The organism is Hungatella hominis (assembly GCF_014288005.1).
GTDB classification, from domain to species: domain Bacteria; phylum Bacillota; class Clostridia; order Lachnospirales; family Lachnospiraceae; genus Hungatella; species Hungatella effluvii.
In genome coordinates, this window is the sequence record NZ_JACOPB010000022.1 from 37,888 (window position 1) to 56,262 (window position 18,375).

The following is an 18,375-nucleotide window of genomic DNA, read 5'->3' on the forward strand; positions in this document are numbered from 1 at the left end:
GCTGAGATCCTGACAGATTGATATCTGTCCAGACTTAAGCCTGCTCTTCTTTGTTAAGCGTTTACCGCTATCATCTACCCACAAACACCACAATCGTCCTGGGCGGAACCTCAAACTGCCTGGTCTCCATCACCGGCATTCCACCGTCCAGCTCACCGCCATCCGCAGACACTGAAACCTCCGAGTACATTCCATTGCTGTCTTTTTCGTCGGTATTAAACACAATATGCCATTTCTGCTTCTTAGGCAGATTGGGCAAATCAAACGCATGGGGCTCCCAGTGCATATTATATGCGACAAAGAAACTGTCATCCGCGGTCCCATCCGGTTTCTTTCCATATTCTCCGCAGTACATAATGCCGATCTGCCTCCGGAAATTCTCAAACTCCGGCCGCCACGCCTTTACGCCATGGTAGGAAACATCCGGCCTGCCGCAGGATAAGTAATCCATAACCTTCGGCTCTGTGGCCATATGGAATACCGGATGGCATTTCCGGAAAGCGATCACCGCCTTCGTAAATTCAAAGATATCCCGGTTGGTTTTCAGAAGATTCCAGTTCAGCCACGAGACCTCATTGTCCTGGCAGTAGGAATTGTTGTTGCCGTCCTTGGAATTGCCGAACTCGTCTCCGGCCAGCAGAAGCGGCGTTCCCTGGCTTAAGAACAGCATCAGGAGTGCATTCCTGATCTGCTTCTTCCGCAGCTCCACAATCTTTTTTCGCCTTGTGTGCCCTTCCACACCGCAGTTCCAGGAGTAATTATAGGGATTGCCGTCCTGATTGCCCTCGCCGTTAGCCTCATTATGCTTTGTATCATACGACACCATGTCCATCAGCGTAAATCCGTTGGTATTGGCCATATAATTGACCACACCGAACTCCGCAGGATTGCGCCTGCTTCGGAAGATCAGATGATTCATCTCATCCTCATCGCCCTTTAAGGCCCGGCGCATGTCTACCAGAAAACCATCGTTATACTCTGCCAGATGCTTCTCATGCCCGCCCGGAACACCGAGCCAGGAGGTGGCAAACAGCTTTGTGCCGCTTAAATACGGGTCGCGTCCGATCAGATCATTGGGAGTAAATCCCACCAGATGAACCCCATCCACATGAAATTCCTCCGTCCAGTAACGGACCGCATCGAGGACAAACGCAGGATTTTCCTTCCCAGTAAAGTAAAGCTCTATAATCAGTTCCAGGCCCTCTTTATGAAACGTCTTCACAAGGTTTTTGAACTCCGTTACCGGGTGTTTTTCCTTTCCTGAACAATAGGAAGCCTTCGGTGCGAAATAATAACCGGTGGTATATCCCCAATAATTCAATTTTCCAGTGGGTTTATCCACAGCGTAAGGATTTCCATCCACATGCTCCGGCATCATCAGCTCCGAAAATTCATTTACAGGGAGAAGCTCCAGACTCGTAACTCCCAGCTCTTTTAGATACGGAATCTTTTCAATCAACCCGCGGAAAGTCCCCTTGTCTTTCACTCTGGATACAGGATTTTTAGTAAATCCCCTCACATGCGCCCGGTAAAGAATCATCTCTTCATATGGAATCTTTAAAGGCTTATCTCCCTCCCAGTCGAAGTCCTCCGCAACGACCGGCGATCTCATGGGACGCTCTGCCGCAGATAAATCACCCCAGACCTCTCTTCCGGTAAACTGTTTTCCGTAAGGGTCGGCAAGCAGCTTTCCGTCAAGCTCAAAACAGTACTCCAGCCCTGAAAAATCGCCGAAAACGGTCATGTTCCAGACATCCCCGCGCTTTGCCTCCTGCGGAAAATGCAGCCGTGCATATTCTGTCTCCTCCCCGCTGTGGTATAATAGAAGATCACACACCTCTCCCTGTGCGGCTACACACACATGAATCCCGCCATCAACTCCGGTAAGTCCCATGGAATAAATTCTGTTGTCCTGCTTAGCAATTCTATATCCTTCCATACCGCTTATCTCCTCTATCTGCCGGTGGTTTCATTTCTCGTTCCGGCGGTCCGCCATAAGACGAGTTACTGCTTCTCGATCTGTTCCGCCAGATCGTTAAGAATCATCCAGCGTTCCATCTTTTCTTCGAGAAGCTGTTCCTGTATTCTCTTTTCTTCCATCAATTCATTCAATTTCGTATAATTGCTAACACTTTTTTCAATCTGTGCGTCCAGATCGGCGATCTTTTCTTCCACAGCTGCTATGGTATCCTCTATTGTGTCCCATTCTCTCTGTTCTTTAAATGAGAACCGGAGTTTTTTCTCCCCCTTGGGCTTTTCGGTGGTCTTCTTCCCCTCTTTTCCATCGGAAGACTTCTTGCCGGTCCCCATTCCCGCTGACTGCATCCCCTCCGGATACTTCTCCGCAAAAGCCGCCTGATAATCCGTGTAACCGCCCTCATACTGAGTCACCCGGCCCTCGCCCTCAAATGCAAAGATCCGCCGTACTACACGGTCCAGGAAATACCGGTCATGGGAGACCGTGATAACAATTCCCTGAAAGCTGTCCAAATAATCCTCAAGAATCGTCAGCGTCTGAATGTCCAGGTCATTGGTCGGCTCGTCCAGAAGCAGGACGTTGGGCGCTTCCATCAGGATGCGAAGCAGATATAACCGCCGTTTCTCTCCTCCCGAAAGTTTGTCGATCACCGTATACTGCACACTGGAGGGGAAGAGAAAGCGCTCCAGCATCTGAGACGCGCTGATGCTGCCGTCCTTTGTCTTCACATACTCTGCGGCACCGCGAATATAGTCGATTACCTTGACGCTTCCGTCCATAGCTTCATTTTCCTGGGAGAAATATCCCATCTTGACGGTCTGTCCGACGGTCACATTACCCGCGTCCGGCTCCAGCCATCCGGCTATAATCTTCATCAGCGTGGATTTTCCGCTTCCATTGGGACCGATGATGCCGATGCGGTCATTTTTCAGGAAAATATAGGTGAAATCTTTCATCAGAACCTTGTCGCCATAGGCCTTGCTGATGTCCTCCAGCTCCACTGTCGTGCGGCCCAGCCGGCTGGAAACGGAGTCCAGCTCCACGTTCTGATCCGCCTCCGGCCCCTTCTGATCCCTCAGTGTTTCAAACCGTTCAATATGGGCCTTCTGCTTGGTTGATCTGGCCCGTGCGCCGCGCTGCATCCATTCCAGCTCCACCCTTAAGAGGGACTGGCGTTTGCGTTCCGTGGCCTGTTCCATATCGAGGCGCTGGGCCTTCAGTTCCAGATAGCCCTCGTAATTGGCCTGATAGCTGTATAATTTTCCCTTGTCCAGCTCCACGATCCGGTTCGTCACACTGTCCAGGAAATACCGGTCATGAGTTACCATTAAGAGCGCTCCGTTAAACCGGCGCAGATACGTCTCCAGCCAGTCCGCCATGGCGCTGTCCAGATGGTTGGTTGGTTCGTCCAATACCAGTAAATCCGCCGTGGAAAGAAGGACGCTTACCAGCGCCACCCGTTTTCTCTGGCCTCCCGAAAGGGTCTCCACGCGGTCGTCAAAATCCGTGAATCCCAGCTTTGTGAGCATCGTCTTTGCCTGGCTCTCTAAGTCCCACACATGAGCGTGTCCCTCATTTTCACGGACAATGCTTTCCAGGATCGTATCGCCGTCATGAAACTTCGGATTTTGAGATAAAAACCGGATATCCAGATTACGTCCGCGCACCACGCTTCCGTCGTCCGGTTCCTCCAGCCCTGCCACAATCTTCAAAAGCGTCGATTTCCCCGTTCCATTGATTCCGATAAGGCCGATCTTCTCTCCCTCATTGATGCTGAAGCTGGTATCGTCAAAGAGCAGCCGCTCGGTGTATGATTTTGTCAAATGTTCTATCGTTAATAAATTCATCTTTGTAATTCGTCTCTCCGTTCCTTATTCATCGCCCCATAGAATCCACGCTTCTATTCAATCACCAGTTCCACCGGGCAATGGTCGGAGCCGAGTATCTCCGTATGGATATCCGCACTGACCAGCCTGTCCTTTAACGATTCTGATACGCAGAAATAGTCAATTCTCCAGCCTGCGTTCTTGGATCTGGCGCTGAACCGGTAGGACCACCAGGAGTAAATCTCCTCTCTGTCCGGATAGAACCAGCGGAAGGTGTCGATAAATCCGGCCTCCAGAAGATCTGTAAACTTGCCGCGCTCTTCGTCTGTGAAGCCCGCATTCTTCCGGTTTGTCTTCGGATTCTTCAAGTCGATCTCCTTATGTGCCACATTTAAATCACCGCAGAAAATAACCGGTTTCTTCTCTTCCAGCCCTTTTAGATACTGAAGAAATGCATCCTCCCACGTCATACGGTATGGCAGGCGCGCCAGCCCGTCCTTGGAATTGGGGGTGTAGCAGGTGACAACGTAATAATCAGGAAATTCCGCCGTTATTACACGGCCCTCATGATCATGTTCCTCTATTCCGATGCCGTACGCAACAGATAGCGGCGCCTCCTTCGTAAACATGGCAGTTCCCGAATAGCCTTTCTTCTCCGCGTAATTCCAGTACTGATGGTAGCCCGGCAGATCCAGTTCAATCTGTCCCTCTGAAAGCTTGCTCTCCTGTATGCAGAAAATATCCGCCTTAACTTCGTGAAAATAATCTAAAAAACCTTTACCTACGCAGGCGCGCAGGCCATTAACATTCCATGATATCAATTTTTTCATTTAACAGTCTCTCCTTAGACAATAGATAATGTTAGTATAGCATTTTCCAGGACAATAGAAAAGATTAATCTTGGTGGAAATTTTCAGATGAAAAATCCATTAGATCTGATCCATAAGAATCATTCTCAAGTTGATTCTGCTCTGTCGGAATGATATACTGCCACTGAATACATGAAAAGGAGGGCTTATCTATATGAAGCATTTAATCAGGCTGGCCGCACTCGCGCTGTCAGTATCCATGGGTATTTCCGGCTGCGCGTTTGCACCGGCGTCATCCGCTTCTTCCGAGACAGTCTCTTCTACATATGAAAAAGATACGGATAACGGAGAAACCTTCTCCGCCGAATCAGCAGATAGCGAGGAAACTTCAATTGATGATATCGAGGAAGCTTCCCTTTCGCCTTCGGAGCAGTCCATTGAAACGGAGGAAGAAAACGCTTCAGAAACAGAATCCGGGAGAGCGGCCGCATTTGCTTTAAAAATAAAAAAGGCGGTTGCATCGTCTGATCTGGAAGGTTTTGCAGATCTCTGCGGCTATCCGGTCTACATATCCCTGGAATCAGGGGATGGCCGCGAGCTTGAGACACGGGATGACCTGATCGCCCTCGGCTCAGATACTCTGTTTACCCAGAAGATGAAGGACACCATCGCGGCAGTACAGGAATCGCAGCTTGACTCCTACGGCGCTGGCGTAATGATGGGCGAAAACGGGGCGGTTGTGTTCAATGATGTAAATGGAACGATGATGATTACGGGAATCAATTTATCTGACTGATCTGAGGAGGAACAGAGCGGGGGCACGCTGTCCCCCGGAGTTTATTTCATTCATAGGACAAACTTTCCTATGGATGAAAAAATGGGTGCTCAGATAACCGGCACCCATAACTGAATATCACTTTCCCCCTTTTCGTCCAACCGTTCCCCATACCTTGCAAAATCATACCGTCTGCCGTCGTCAAACCGACAGGTGGATTCAGGAAACCACTCCCCATAGATGTATTCCACCGCCGGCTGAAGGCTGTCCTCATTCCTTCCGCGGAAGGAAAACACAGCATAACGGCCGGCTGGGAGTGTAAATTCCTGCATTCCCCTGGGAACCGTGTGTTCTTCGGCGACCTCTGCTCCCGCAATATACCGGAACACCTTATCCATTCCCTGGCAGGGATAATAAGAGTAGTCATTTACCCCAATCAGAAATTCCTCGTCCGTGCGGCCGGAGATCCGGTCCTTTTTCGCATGAAGCCGCCTCCAGCACCTACCGATTACAGAGAAACCGCCCTTTGTGGAACCGCAGCAGCCGACGATGGATATCGTCTTTGCCTCCGTCATGGCCACCTCAAGTATCCTGTCCCCCCGCAGTTTTTCCCGGCGGGAGGCATCGTATTTCAGCTGCAGCGGGAAGAAATCACCCTTCTTCCGGTATTGGGATGGACTGTGTTTAAAATACTTCTGAAACGCCCTTGAAAACGAGCGCTGCGTTTCGTATCCGGAAGCCAGCGCAATTTCCAGAACAGGCAGTTCCGAAAACACCAGCATCCGGGCCGCCTCAGTCAGCCTGCGCCTCATAAGATAGGTATGCATGGGAAAACCGGTAACAGATGCAAACATGCGGTGCAAATGGTATCTGGAATAGTTGAAAGCCGCAGCAATACTTTCTAAATCCAGCCGATACTCCATCAGATGTTCTTCGATATAGTCAATGACTGCAGCTATTTCTTCTATATTAGTTGGTGTGTGATTCATCTTGTCACTCCATTTGTCACCCATTCTGCTCCCCATCTTACCATTCCTGTCGGCCGCCTTATCGTAATTCGCAGCCTCCAATTCACTCGCCATAATCCCCGCCTCCTGTCTTTTCTCTATCATACCAGAAAACAAGAACATTTTTGTCACATTTCTTGCTGCCTGCATACTTTCCGACAGTCCAGTTTTTTCCATTCTACTTCCTTTTATCTCCCGTTCACGCCTTCTGGCTGTCAGGCTTGCAGCCGGAGGCCAAAAATAAGCCGGGAAATTCTATCAGAAGGAATTTCCCGGCTCTATAAAACTGCTTGTTTTATTTATTTTCTTTTTTTGTCATCCATTTCTTCCGCTCTACGAAACGTCCCATGACAAAGGCCATGATGCCGACGCCGATTCCAGTCTGAATGCAGAACAGCAGGCTTTCCACCTCGCCCGGGAGTTCGCCCTGAATCAGGGTTTCCATTACCGGGGTGAACCACGGCTCATACTCTTCTCCACGGATCTCCGCCACCATCTGGCTTCCCGCATCGTCGGATCCGCCGAATTCTGCGCCTTTTAACGCGAATAGCGGAATAATTGCGATCAGGCAGGCAATGGCCAGTAAAACGGTTACAATCATTTTTTTATTCTTATCCATCTTATTTTGCCTCCTTTGCAAATCCGATACTGGAAAGCTCCGGTCCGGCGTAGGATTCCAGCGCTATGATGATAACAGTGGTGAGAAGTCCCTCAATGATGGCCAGCGGCAGCTGTGTCGGCGCAAACACGCCTAAAAACTTCGCCGCAGACAGAGCCACACCGCCCTGCTCTGCAGGATAGGCCAGCGCCAGCTGAAGGCTGGTAACGCAGTATGTAAACAGATCGCCAAGGGCAGCCGCAAGAAATACGGATACGTAGCGGTTTACCTTTAACTTTCCGCATAATTTATAGATCCCAAAAGCCACGAACGGACCAGCAACCGCCATAGAGAAGGTATTGGCACCCAGCGTGGTGAGTCCCCCGTGTGCCAGTAAAACCGCCTGGAAAATCAATACGATAATTCCAAGGATGCTCACTGCCGACGGCCCAAACAGGATCGCCCCGAGACCGGTTCCGGTCATATGGGAGCAGCTGCCCGTAACAGATGGAATCTTCAGGGACGAAATCACAAAAATAAACGCCCCGGCCATGGCAAGCACGGTGATGTTCTTTCTGTTTTCACCCAGTGTACGGCGGATGGAAAAAAATCCGGCGGCCAGGAACGGCACACAGACAGCTCCCCATACCAGGCAGTAGCCCAAAGGCAGATACCCCTCCATAATGTGCATCGCATACGAGACAGGCAAAACGCCGAACGTAAATGCAAATGCGACTGCAAGTGTCATGATTCTTTTTTCTTTCTTCGTCATCTCTATTCTCCCTTCAAAAAAAATAAGCACCTCATCCGATGATTCCCACTCATCAGACCGGTACTTTGACGACAGCCTCTTCTTCGCTCTTATCCCCTGTCTTCACAGAGATCTCCGGTTTTCCGGACGCAAAAAAAGGCTTCGGCCTCCGGTCATCGCTCGTAACCGGACGCATCGTATCGCAACAGGCAGGTCTTCTGACTCAAGGTTCATCACAGCAGCTCATCTTCCCGGTTACCCAGTGATTTATCGAGCCCTGCTCCTCTTTTACAGCGGCGGGACCGTAAGGGATTTTCACCCTTTTCCCTATTATCCTGCGGAGAATTTCACAGGCACCTCTTGCGTAATTCTATTGTACACGAAAACGGCTCCGGCTGTCAAATACATTTAACGCCGTCGGCTCTCATTTTCAAACTGCCTGCTTCCTGCTGCCGGCACAGCAGCCGTTCCAGTTCCTCTGCATCTTTTGCATATGAACCGTCAGGCACAAGCCCATGGGCCGCCAGCCGGCTGCACACATCCATCAGGACCGGCTTTCTTAAGTTCGCCTGCGATACCACGCTTTCATCCTGGAAAATGCGGCGCGGCGAGTCATCCGCAATCAGACGGCCTCCGGCAAATACCAACGCCCGGTCCGCCCATCTCCAGACAAAATCCACATCATGGGTTGAAATCAAAAGAGTTTTCCCCATATTCCACAGCTTATCCAGAACCGCCTCGAATATTGCCGTATTCAGAGGGTCCAGCGAAGCCGTCGGCTCATCAAACAGGAAGAGTTCCGACTCCATTGCGACAATATCTGCGATACAGACCCGTTTCTTCTCACCGCCGCTGAGATAGTGAGGCGGCCTGTCTTTCATCTCTACTAAGTTCATACAAGCAAGGGCCTCATCCACTCGCCGTTTCACCTCCGCGGCCGGAAGCTTTAAATTCATGGGCCCAAATGAAACCTCCGCGGCCACTGTTGATGCGATAATCTGATTATCCGCTTCCTGAAACACAATTCCAACGTGCTTTCGCAGCTCATTCCGGTTCTTTTTTGTGATTTCGGTACCCCGGTATAAGATTTTCCCGGAATCCGGTGACAGCACGCCGTTCAAATTCAGAAAACACGTGGATTTTCCTGCTCCGTTGGAACCCAGTACCGCGATCCGCTCACCCTTTCTGACCGATAAGTTCACATCCTGCAGGGCCGTTTTCCTGCTGTCATAGGAATAGCAGAGATGCTCTGTCTCCAGAATCACATCTCCTTTGTTCTCGTCCACATACTCACCACCTTTTCTCTCATTTTCTCTGTATTACTCCGATGTCGGACTACAGAAAAATCCACACAGCTGCAATCAGCAGTAAGTATCCTGCTGCCGCTGCCGCCTGGCTTCCCCTGATCCGCTTCTCTTCCTCCAGGAAACAGAGATCCCCGTCGTAGCACCGGGATAATAGAGAGTCATAATACGTGTCCGCCCTTTTTAACGATGCCACCAGCAGATTGCCGGCGGTGCTTCCGAAGGTACGGCAGGATGTCCTAAAATCGCAGGTTCCCAGCCGGGAAACAGCGGCCTGTTTCATCTGACTGTGGGTGTCGCTCAAAACGAAAATAAAGCGGTAAATCAGATACATCAGTTCCACAATCATTTTCGGTACGTGTATGCGCTTTAAGACTCCGATCATCTCACTGGCCGGCGTGGCAAGCGTCATCATGTACATGGCACTGACCGCCCCCAGCGCTCTGGCAAACAGCAGCACAGCCTGCAAAAGCCCGGCCTTCGTCACGTAGAGCGAAAACCATGGAACGCTTATATACCAGTCGCCGCAGGGCTTACGCGAAATACCTATGGCAATCGCTACGGTCCCCATAAAAAGAAAGGCGAGAGGAATCGTAAGCAGCTTTAAATACCGTGCAGGCGATAAGCCTCCCGCCATAACCGTAATGCAGGCCATGGTAAAGATTACAAATACCGACACCGACAGCTTGTCCGCCGCGATGCACAGACAGAGCGCCGCCATCCCCACCGCCATCTTAAGCCCCGCATTCCAGCTTCTGAGCCGCGACTCACAGGCATAGAAATCAATCGAATGCGCCGCATCGTGTTTATGACCTCTGTGAATTGGTTTCACCTCCCTTGATCTATTTACCGGCATTGGCCGATATGACCCATTATATAACGGGAGGAGGCGTATGGCAAATAAAATGGTAATTTATCCCTTCTTCCCTTCACGCTTCCGATACCATCCATACCACACCGTAAAGAACACAATCCCATACACCGAAGCCAGCGGCACCGCCAGTCCGATATCAAACAGGCTGGCCCCTTCCTTCAGGCTGAACACATACGACAGCGGCACCCTCACGAGAAACGACGCCGTTATTCCCTGCAGCATAACGGGAAGCGACATGCCGTGGCCGTTAAAGTAGCCGATATAACTGAATACAATACAGGTAAGTATGGCCTCCGGGCTGAATCCCTTTAAGTACTCCGCGCCCCGCACAATATAAGCCTCATTGGAGGTAAACAGCGACGCCGGGATATCCCCTCTGAAAAACGTAACCGCAAAGATAAACACGCCGACGCAGACGCCGAGGCCCATTCCCGTGAGCATCGCCTTCCTGGCCCGTTCCTCTTTGCCGGCCCCCACATTCTGAGCCACAAAGGCCGACATGGACTGCATCAGCGCAGAAGGGATCAGCATGACAAAGGAAATGACCTTCTGGGCGATTCCATACCCGGAGGACGCCTCAAGACCGATTCCATTTACAATCGCGCAGAGAATTAAAAATGATATATTTGTCAGCATTTCCTGAAGCGCCAGCGGTATTCCCAGCTTTAAAAACACCAGAATCTCACGGTTAAAGCGGATATCACTTTTCTTAATGGTAAAAGGCAGCTTCTGCCTGCGGATGATAAGCAGAGACAGGACCACGCTGACCGCCTGGGCCAGAATCGTAGCCAGTGCAGCGCCCGCCACATTCATGTGAAAGACTGCCACGAAAAGCAGATCTCCAATAACATTTACAATACAGGCAATCAGGACAAAAATCAGCGGCAGCTTCGAATTTCCCAGTCCTCGGAAAATGCCGCTTATCACATTATAAGCTACCACGAATACAATCCCCACACCGCAGATTCTCACATACTGCACCGTCAGGTCGTAGGCCTGTTCCGGGGCATTGAGCAGCGATGCAAAGACAGGAGCCAGAAACAGAAGCAGGGCCATGATGACCGCAGTAAAAATCACAAAAAAGCAGACCGTCCCTCCAATTACGCCGCCGATCCGTTCGTTCCGCTTCTCTCCGAGGTAACGGCTGATTAAAACCGTCACGCCCATCACAAGAGCGGTAATCACAAATGTAACCAGATTGATGATGTTGCTCCCCGTCGCCACCGCCGAGATACCCGCATCGGTTCCAAACTGCCCCACGACGAGTAAATCCACCGCCCCGTACATCGCCTGCAGGATCAACGCTCCCAGCACCGGTACCATAAATTTGACAAGCTTCCCCACGATACTTCCCTGAGTAAAATCGTCCGATAATGTGTTATTCTTTGACATACGTCTCTCCTTCCTAACGTTCCAGGTTCTCCAGCATTTTCTCTGCAACCTTCATAAATGTATTTAAATCTTCCCGGGAAATTCCCTCAATGAGCACTCCCTCCGTCTTCTGGATCTCCTGCTGCAGCGCCAACCGGATGTCCTCCGCCGCCTCCGTAAACTGAATTTTCTTATATCTCCCATCCTCTTCACTGCTGACCCGCTGTATCATCTTTCTGCTCTCCAGCGTCTTCAAAAGCTCCGTAGCTGTCGATGGCCGCAGTCCGAACTCTTTCTCAATGTCTTTCTGATACAGCGGCCGGTCTTTGCCGTCAACCAGGATAAAATCCAGAATCCGCCCCTGAACCTCTGTAATCCCGAGATTTTTCCCCATCTTTTCCGATCTGCGCCTTAGGCGTATGGAAATTTTATTGATCAGTTTTCCTGTATCCATTGTGCTTCCCCCTGTGCTTGGCTGAATGTGGAATCTATATAGTTCGGTTCCTAACTATTAGGTTATAACACATTTTCGGTAAATGTCAAGTGCAAGATTGATTCATCAAGATGCTAATGAAAGACCTGTCAGAACTAAAAAAAGAGCTGTCGCAGCTATGATTTTTCAATCACCGGGGGCGACAGCTCCAATTTCTGTGTATAAATATGTTTTCTTCCATTGCATACACGCTTTCTGCCATTTCATACCCGACAGTCAAACGGCGTGTTTATCAGCAGTTACATGTATATGGTCTTAAATGCCATATCACAGCGTTTCTTATTATGGGCAAGTCCTACACAAACGACTTCTCCCTTTAAGCCACTGTAATACTTTTGCTCCAGAATCTGCTCCAGGGCTTCCTTTTTTAACTGTTCCAGATTTTCACCTTGTTTAAATTCTACGATAACATTAACGTGATTGGCCGAAAGCGGAATCAGCGTTATATCGCTTCGCCCGTACCCGGCTTCTATATTACTTGTTACTTTATAGGTACCGCGTAATGTAATGCACATGCCGAGGAACAACATATGGTAAGCATTTTCTTTTCCATCCATATAACTGGTACAGGACATAACTATATCTTGATATATCATAAAAAAATCAGCCATATCTTTGTTCATCAAACAGGAAAACATGCGGATTAAATCCTGCCCGTTAATTCCGGAAATTTCTGTAATCAGCACCTGGAATTCGCTCATCACCTCGTCATTTGGTATTTTGACAACTGCTGAATTACCATCAATCCACGCTGTCACGGTTATATAACCGGCATTTACCAGAAGCCCCCATAGACTATAGTTACTCTCTCTTTCAATGTATGAGGTATCCAGAGTCAGCCATACTGTGGCTTCACTGCCGTTTGCAAGTAAATCAAAGCTATCCCAAAAATTTTTATCAGCATCGGACATCGCCTTGCGGATTAAAAAATTTGTCGATGTTTTTATCCAGTAATTCTCCAGCCGGCCGCGTTTCGCATAATTTAATATCGACCAGGGATTATACATTTCTATACCGCCAATGTGGTATCCATCATACATTTTTTTTACTTCTTCTGTGAGTTCCAGGCCACAGTAGTCTAACAGCTCGCTTACTTCTTCTGTATTAAGGCCGAAATACGGTGCATAGTCCTGGTCAATCACAGTATAAATCTGAGGATTATTCAGCTGGGAGAATATACTTTCCTTTGCCACTCTTTGAATCCCGGTAAGAAGTGCCTGTTCCAAAAAGGGATTTCCTTTAAGCGCCGTTCCGTAAAAATTTGCGAAAAACGTTGCCGTCTCACCATGATAACCATATTCATAACTGCTCATGATGGGCTGATCGTACTCATCAATTAATAAAATGGGCGCAACTTTGTAATGGGATTTCACCACACTCGTCAGATCCTTTAACGCAGTAACAAACTGAATATATGTTGAAGTATCATCCCTTAGAATATCAATCATCTGGTAAAAATCCTGTTTCTTGTAGGGATTCAGAGTATCCCAGTCATTTCGCAGGATTTCTTCATAGCGGAGATATTCATTATATAACTCTTTTTTCAGCAGGGAAAACATTTCCCGGCTTGTAATGCCCTTACAATCTTTAAATGTCAGGAATATAACTGGCCGGGAGTTCATTTGTTCTGCATATTCCGTATCCATAATTGCAAGCCCGGAAAATAAAGATTCACTCTCCTTCGTTATATCAAAAAAGTCACGAATCATAGTCATATTAAGGGTTTTTCCAAATCTGCGCGGCCTTGCAATAAGCGCTACTTTATCCTTCATTCGCAAAAAATCCCTGATCATGAGGGTTTTATCCACATAGTAGAAGCAATTTTCCCGAATTTCTGTGAAGTCGTCATTTCCAATTGGCAGTGCCTTCTTCATTATTACTCCCCTTTCAATATTCAAACGAACCAGTGATGATAAAAGTATAACTTTTTTTCCTTCCAATTACAAGGCTTCTGTACGGAGGACTTTTGTATAATAGATGCACCTTTTTACCAAACAGAAAGCGCCTCTCCCGCGAGTCAGGCCCGCGCCGGAGAGGCGCACACAATGCGAAGCACCTAAGCATTTAAATTCTTCACAGTTTCCCGTATTATCAGTCTGTTTTCCAGATAGACCCGCCGGTTATCGATAATTCCGTCCTCCAGACGGCGCAGCAGAATCCGCGTCCCTTCCCGGGCGATCTCGCCCATGTTCCGCTCCACGGTAGTCAGTTTCATATTCGCATAGCCCGACAGATCCCAGTTGTCGAAGCCCACCAGCGACACGTCGTCCGGCACCTTTAGGCCGACCTCGGTGACTGCCTCCCGGGCGCCGAATGCCATCTCATCGTTAAAGCTTAAAATTGCCGTAAGATCCTGTTCCAGAAGCCGCTTGGCCGCCTGATATCCGCTGGCATAGCGGTATGTACCGTGTTCCACCGGCAGACTGTCGGGATCCAGACCGTGTTTTGTCATGGAGGCGCGCCAGCCGCGGTGACGCAGCCTGGTGGAATCCAGATTCGAATTCCCTTCGATAATGCCGATTCTCCGATGCCCGTTTTCCAGAAGGCAATCCATGGCTTTTTCCATGGCTCCGGCCTCATCGGTGGTAACGTTAGGCACATCCAGAAATACCGTCCGGCAGATGGCTACCATGGGAATCCCCTTATTCAGGACTTCATCCATGAATTCCAGATCGTCGTCCTTCTGCGTAAGCACAATAATTCCATCCAAAAAGGAGGGATTCAGCGTTCCCGGCTCATGCATATCAATACCTTTGACAATGACATTATATTTGCTCCCCACCACGCTGTAGACCCCGGTCAGCACATCGTGCAGAACGAAGGGGGAACTCATCTTGCTGATGGTGGAGAAGTAAAGACCAATCACGTAGGACCGTGACATCTTCAGCTGAATCGCCGCCTGATTCGGCACGTATCCCATCTCTTCCGCGATTTTCAAAATACGTTTCTTTTTATCGGACTTGTCCGCATTCGGATCATTTAAGGCTCTGGATACCGTAGAGTAAGACACTCCCGCTTTTTTTGCCACATCCTTGATCGTAACTGCCATATCCCACACTCCCTGCCACAAATACGTAATAGATTTAGTATACCTTTGACGTCCGAAGATTGCAACACCTTAATTCTCTGAGTTTTACTTTAAAGGGAGGCAGAGGTTACAGCCGGGGCGACCGGGAAGCAGAGACCGACCAGGCTGTGAACTGCACCAAACAAAAAAGGACGGAGGTACAGCAGCCTCCGCCCATTCACTTAACCCTTTACGCCGCCTGCCGCAATACCGTCGATAAACTGATCCTGAGCCAGCAGGAACACGATCAGAGACGGAATAATGGAAATCAGGGACATGGCCAGCACACGGTTCCACTCAAAGCCGGTATCTGCGTCCATGGACATCTTAACAAAGATGGATGCCGGGTAGCGGGCCGGTGTGTTGACATAAAGCAATGGTCCCATAAAGTCATTGGAAGACCACATAAACTGAAATAATGCACACGATACAATTGATGGCTTTAGCATCGGCACGATCACATACCATAAGGTCTTGACAGAACCGCAGCCGTCGATGGTAGCCGCTTCCTCCAGCTCCTTGGGAATATTTCTTAAGAACTGAATCAGCATGAATACGAAATAGGTATCCGTCGCAAACATTGTCGGTACGATCAGCGCCAGATAAATCGGGGAATCGATCCAGCCAAACTTATTGAACAGGACGAACTGCGGCACATTTAACACGACCTGGGGAAGGAACAGTGTGGACATCAGAACTGCAAAGAGCAGCTTTTTTCCCCTGAATTCAAACCTGGCAAAGCCGTATGCCGTTATGGTGGCGGATACAATCGTGAATACCACCTTCGGCAAAACGATGGAATACGTATTAATCATGGCTTTAAAGATATCAATATCACCGCCATAGCTTTTCAGCGCGTTCTTATAACCATCCAGCGTCGGATTCTTCGGTATGAAACCAATCCCGCTGAATATCTCATTATTCGTTTTAAAGGTAGCCCCAACCATCCAGATCAGCGGATAAATCATGATGAAGCCCACTACGATCAGCACTATGTAGCGCACGATCGTATTGACAGTCTTTCTTGTCTCTCTCGTCATCTTTTTTTACCTCCCGTCCTCATCTGAATAGTAGACCCAGTGCTTCTGGCTGAAGAATGCAATGGCTGTAAACGTCATAACAATCAGGAACAGCAGCCATGCCTGAGCGCTGGCCAGACCCATCTCGTAGCTCTTGAACGCATTGTTATAAATCAGCATGGAGATCAGCATAGTCGAATTACGCGGTCCGCCCTGGGTAATGATGAACGGTCCGTTGAATTCCTGGAACGCCTGACACAGCTGGGTAACCAGGTTGTAGAAAATAACCGGGGTAATAAGCGGAACCGTAATGCTGAAGAACTGTCTCCATTTCCCGGCGCCATCGATGGCTGCCGCCTCATATAAATCCTCCGAAACACCCTTTAAGGCCGCCAGGAAAATCACCATGGCAGAACCAAACTGCCAGACTCTCAGCAGGCAGATTACAAACAGCGCGTGAGACGGGCTGGCCAGCCAGTTCGGTCCCTCGATGCCCATGTAACTCAGCAGCATGTTGATAATACCGTCATCCTTAAATACTGCTTTCCACAGCACGGCGATCGCGATGGAGCCGCCCAGAATCGACGGAATATAGTAAGCCGTACGGAAGAGATTGACTCCCTTTAGCTTAAAGTTCAGAATATATGCAATAAATAGCGCAAAAACCAGTTTAAGCGGTACGGTCATGAAAGCGTATTTCATCGTAACCACAAAGGCTTTTACAATCTTCTTAGTATGGATAATCTCGTCATAGTTCATCAGGCCAACTTTGGAAACTCCGTCAAACAAATGATAGTCCGTAAAACTGTATACAAGTGATGATCCAAACGGATATACCTTAAAGATAAGAAATCCAATCAGCCATGGCAGTATGAAGAAAAAGCCTTTGTTTTCTTTTACGATCTTTTTAAAGCTCCTTCTTTCTGCGGTTGTACTCTGAGCCGCTGGTTGCTTCATACCGTTACCTCCTCTTTCTTACGCAGCGGCCCCCGTTGCCGGCGGCCGCTGATTGTCACTCACTATTTGCTTAAAACTTTATTAACACCGTCAATCAGTACTTCGGTTGCTTCATCAAGATCGTAATCGCCGTAGCTTAAGCCTGCCATTACATCCCAGTAAACGCCCTCGTTTGTTGCCTTTAACGCACTCGCCTCAAATTTTGGATCCAGTGGGAAAGAGACATAGCTTAAAACCTTGGAGTTTGCTTCTGCCACTAATTCATTTAACAGACCGTTGTCTTCACAGATCTTAAGTCCTTCTGCGGAGCACGGAATTCCTCTCTCGGAACCGAGTATCTTGACGCCCTCTTCCTCATTTAACAGGAAGTTCACTAAAGCCGCACATTCAGCCGGATGCTTTGTGTTTTCAGAAATACCAAAGCACATGGAAACCTTCGCAAAACCGCCCTTATAGTCGCCCATGTCGGCAAATTCCTCGCCTACTACGAATTCCTGGCCTTCATTTAACGCGCCCTGCTGCTTGGTAGCTGCGGAATCCCATTCGAAGATGCCTGCGTATTTACCTTCCATCCACTTCGGATTCTTGTCGAAGGAAGCCGCGCCGTCGCCTGCGATGGTGGCGATGGACGGAATTACATGATCCGCTTCCAGAGACTGGATAAATTCCAGACCGTCCTTGATCTCATCTTCAGAGTACTGAAGCTCATTATTCTCTACCCAGGCTTTTCCGTACTTGGACTCTAAGTAGTAAACCATGAAGATTGTTCTGTCATACTCGTTCATAGCCAGCGGATAGTAATCGCCGCCAAGCTTTTCCTGGAATACCTTTCCTGCTGCTCTTAAGTCGGCTAAGGTCTTCGGTGTCTCGATTCCGGCCTGATCGTATGTAGTCTTGTTCCAGTAGAAGATTCTGCCTGTCATGGAGATCGGAACGCCCTGCAGTTTGTCTGCTACCGTACACTGTGCCAGGTAATCTTCCGAGAACTGGGACAGATCGAGAATATCAGATAGCTTATTCAGATCATAAAACGCACTTCCGTCTGAGCTGAAGGAAGTAATCCAGTTCCAGTTAATCTGGTTTACATCGGGTGCTGTGCCTGTGGCAAACTGTGAGGACATCTTATCTTCCCAGCCATCCCATGCGGAATAAGAAGTCTTTACCGTAATATTCGGATACTTCTTCATAAACGCATCGACTGCAGCCAGAGTGGCTTCGTGCCTTGAATCGCCGCCCCACCAGCTGAAGGAAATCTCAATGGGATCTGTGGTGTTCACTGTCAGGCCTTCCGCCTCCGCCGGTTCCGCCGTAGTCTCCGCCTCCGTTTTTGCAGCTTCTGTTTTTGCAGCCTCTGTCTGAGCAGCGGTTGTCTCCTCTGCCTGCTTTGCTCCGTTGCCGCAGCCTGCCAGTCCTGCTGCCATCGCAGCCGCCATTACCAGTGTTAAAGCTTTTTTCCAGTTCTTTCTCATAAGACAGTCTCCCTTTCTTTCTTAGGCGCTTTTCTCATTGCTTTGATTTTGCAAAGGTTTGCAACCTGTTTCTTAAA

16 protein-coding genes and 1 riboswitch are annotated in these 18,375 nt (G+C 48.9%); of the genes, 1 reads left to right on the forward strand and 15 read right to left on the reverse strand.

The window, feature by feature from the left end:
* Positions 1-70 precede the first annotated feature (70 nt).
* From H8S75_RS28175 to H8S75_RS28185, 3 genes are all read right to left on the reverse strand, one after another.
* Complete coding sequence (locus tag H8S75_RS28175) at positions 71-1,939, reverse strand: alpha amylase C-terminal domain-containing protein (protein WP_187024357.1); 1,869 nt, start codon at positions 1,937-1,939, stop codon at positions 71-73.
* 65 nt (positions 1,940-2,004) lie between these two features.
* Positions 2,005-3,825, reverse strand: a complete 1,821-nt coding sequence (locus H8S75_RS28180; RefSeq protein ID WP_187024358.1) for an ABC-F family ATP-binding cassette domain-containing protein — start codon at positions 3,823-3,825, stop codon at positions 2,005-2,007.
* A gap of 53 nt (positions 3,826-3,878) precedes the next feature.
* Complete coding sequence (locus H8S75_RS28185; protein ID WP_055660132.1) at positions 3,879-4,634, reverse strand: exodeoxyribonuclease III; 756 nt, start codon at positions 4,632-4,634, stop codon at positions 3,879-3,881.
* A gap of 193 nt (positions 4,635-4,827) precedes the next feature.
* On the opposite strand from H8S75_RS28185, the gene H8S75_RS28190 reads away from it, so the two are divergent.
* Positions 4,828-5,409 carry a hypothetical protein gene (locus tag H8S75_RS28190; RefSeq protein ID WP_187024359.1) on the forward strand — a complete coding sequence of 194 codons (582 nt, stop codon included), beginning with the start codon at positions 4,828-4,830 and terminating at the stop codon, positions 5,407-5,409.
* Between the two features lie 89 nt (positions 5,410-5,498).
* On the opposite strand, the gene H8S75_RS28195 is transcribed toward H8S75_RS28190, so the two are convergent.
* The 12 genes from H8S75_RS28195 to H8S75_RS28250 form a co-directional block, all read right to left on the reverse strand.
* Positions 5,499-6,470, reverse strand: coding sequence for an AraC family transcriptional regulator (locus H8S75_RS28195; RefSeq protein WP_349769007.1), 972 nt, complete (start codon positions 6,468-6,470; stop codon positions 5,499-5,501).
* Positions 6,471-6,690: 220 nt separating this feature from the next.
* Entirely contained in the window at positions 6,691-7,014 is a 324-nt protein-coding gene (locus H8S75_RS28200) for an energy-coupling factor ABC transporter substrate-binding protein (RefSeq protein ID WP_187024361.1), read from the reverse strand.
* 1 nt (position 7,015) lies between these two features.
* Positions 7,016-7,765, reverse strand: a complete 750-nt coding sequence (locus tag H8S75_RS28205; protein WP_187024362.1) for an energy-coupling factor ABC transporter permease — start codon at positions 7,763-7,765, stop codon at positions 7,016-7,018.
* Between the two features lie 170 nt (positions 7,766-7,935).
* Positions 7,936-8,120, reverse strand: a riboswitch (cobalamin riboswitch).
* A 22-nt stretch (positions 8,121-8,142) separates the two neighbouring features.
* The gene (locus H8S75_RS28210; RefSeq protein WP_187024363.1) at positions 8,143-9,030 is read right to left on the reverse strand and encodes an energy-coupling factor ABC transporter ATP-binding protein; all 888 of its coding nucleotides are present in this window, start codon (positions 9,028-9,030) and stop codon (positions 8,143-8,145) included.
* A gap of 49 nt (positions 9,031-9,079) precedes the next feature.
* Positions 9,080-9,904, reverse strand: a complete 825-nt coding sequence (gene cbiQ / locus H8S75_RS28215; protein ID WP_187024364.1) for a cobalt ECF transporter T component CbiQ — start codon at positions 9,902-9,904, stop codon at positions 9,080-9,082.
* Between the two features lie 57 nt (positions 9,905-9,961).
* Positions 9,962-11,314 carry an MATE family efflux transporter gene (locus H8S75_RS28220; protein ID WP_187024365.1) on the reverse strand — a complete coding sequence of 451 codons (1,353 nt, stop codon included), beginning with the start codon at positions 11,312-11,314 and terminating at the stop codon, positions 9,962-9,964.
* 13 nt (positions 11,315-11,327) lie between these two features.
* Positions 11,328-11,747 (reverse strand): MarR family winged helix-turn-helix transcriptional regulator, encoded by a 420-nt coding sequence (locus H8S75_RS28225; protein ID WP_187024366.1) that lies wholly within the window; start codon positions 11,745-11,747, stop codon positions 11,328-11,330.
* 278 nt (positions 11,748-12,025) lie between these two features.
* Entirely contained in the window at positions 12,026-13,660 is a 1,635-nt protein-coding gene (locus H8S75_RS28230) for an AAA family ATPase (RefSeq protein WP_187024367.1), read from the reverse strand.
* A 182-nt stretch (positions 13,661-13,842) separates the two neighbouring features.
* The gene (locus H8S75_RS28235) at positions 13,843-14,835 is read right to left on the reverse strand and encodes a LacI family DNA-binding transcriptional regulator (protein ID WP_002605266.1); all 993 of its coding nucleotides are present in this window, start codon (positions 14,833-14,835) and stop codon (positions 13,843-13,845) included.
* A 200-nt stretch (positions 14,836-15,035) separates the two neighbouring features.
* Positions 15,036-15,893 (reverse strand): carbohydrate ABC transporter permease, encoded by an 858-nt coding sequence (locus H8S75_RS28240; protein WP_187024368.1) that lies wholly within the window; start codon positions 15,891-15,893, stop codon positions 15,036-15,038.
* 6 nt (positions 15,894-15,899) lie between these two features.
* The gene (locus tag H8S75_RS28245; RefSeq protein ID WP_243270500.1) at positions 15,900-16,829 is read right to left on the reverse strand and encodes a carbohydrate ABC transporter permease; all 930 of its coding nucleotides are present in this window, start codon (positions 16,827-16,829) and stop codon (positions 15,900-15,902) included.
* A 62-nt stretch (positions 16,830-16,891) separates the two neighbouring features.
* A complete protein-coding gene (locus tag H8S75_RS28250) occupies positions 16,892-18,298 on the reverse strand; it encodes an ABC transporter substrate-binding protein (RefSeq protein ID WP_187024369.1) in 1,407 nt (468 codons plus the stop codon).
* Positions 18,299-18,375 lie beyond the last annotated feature (77 nt).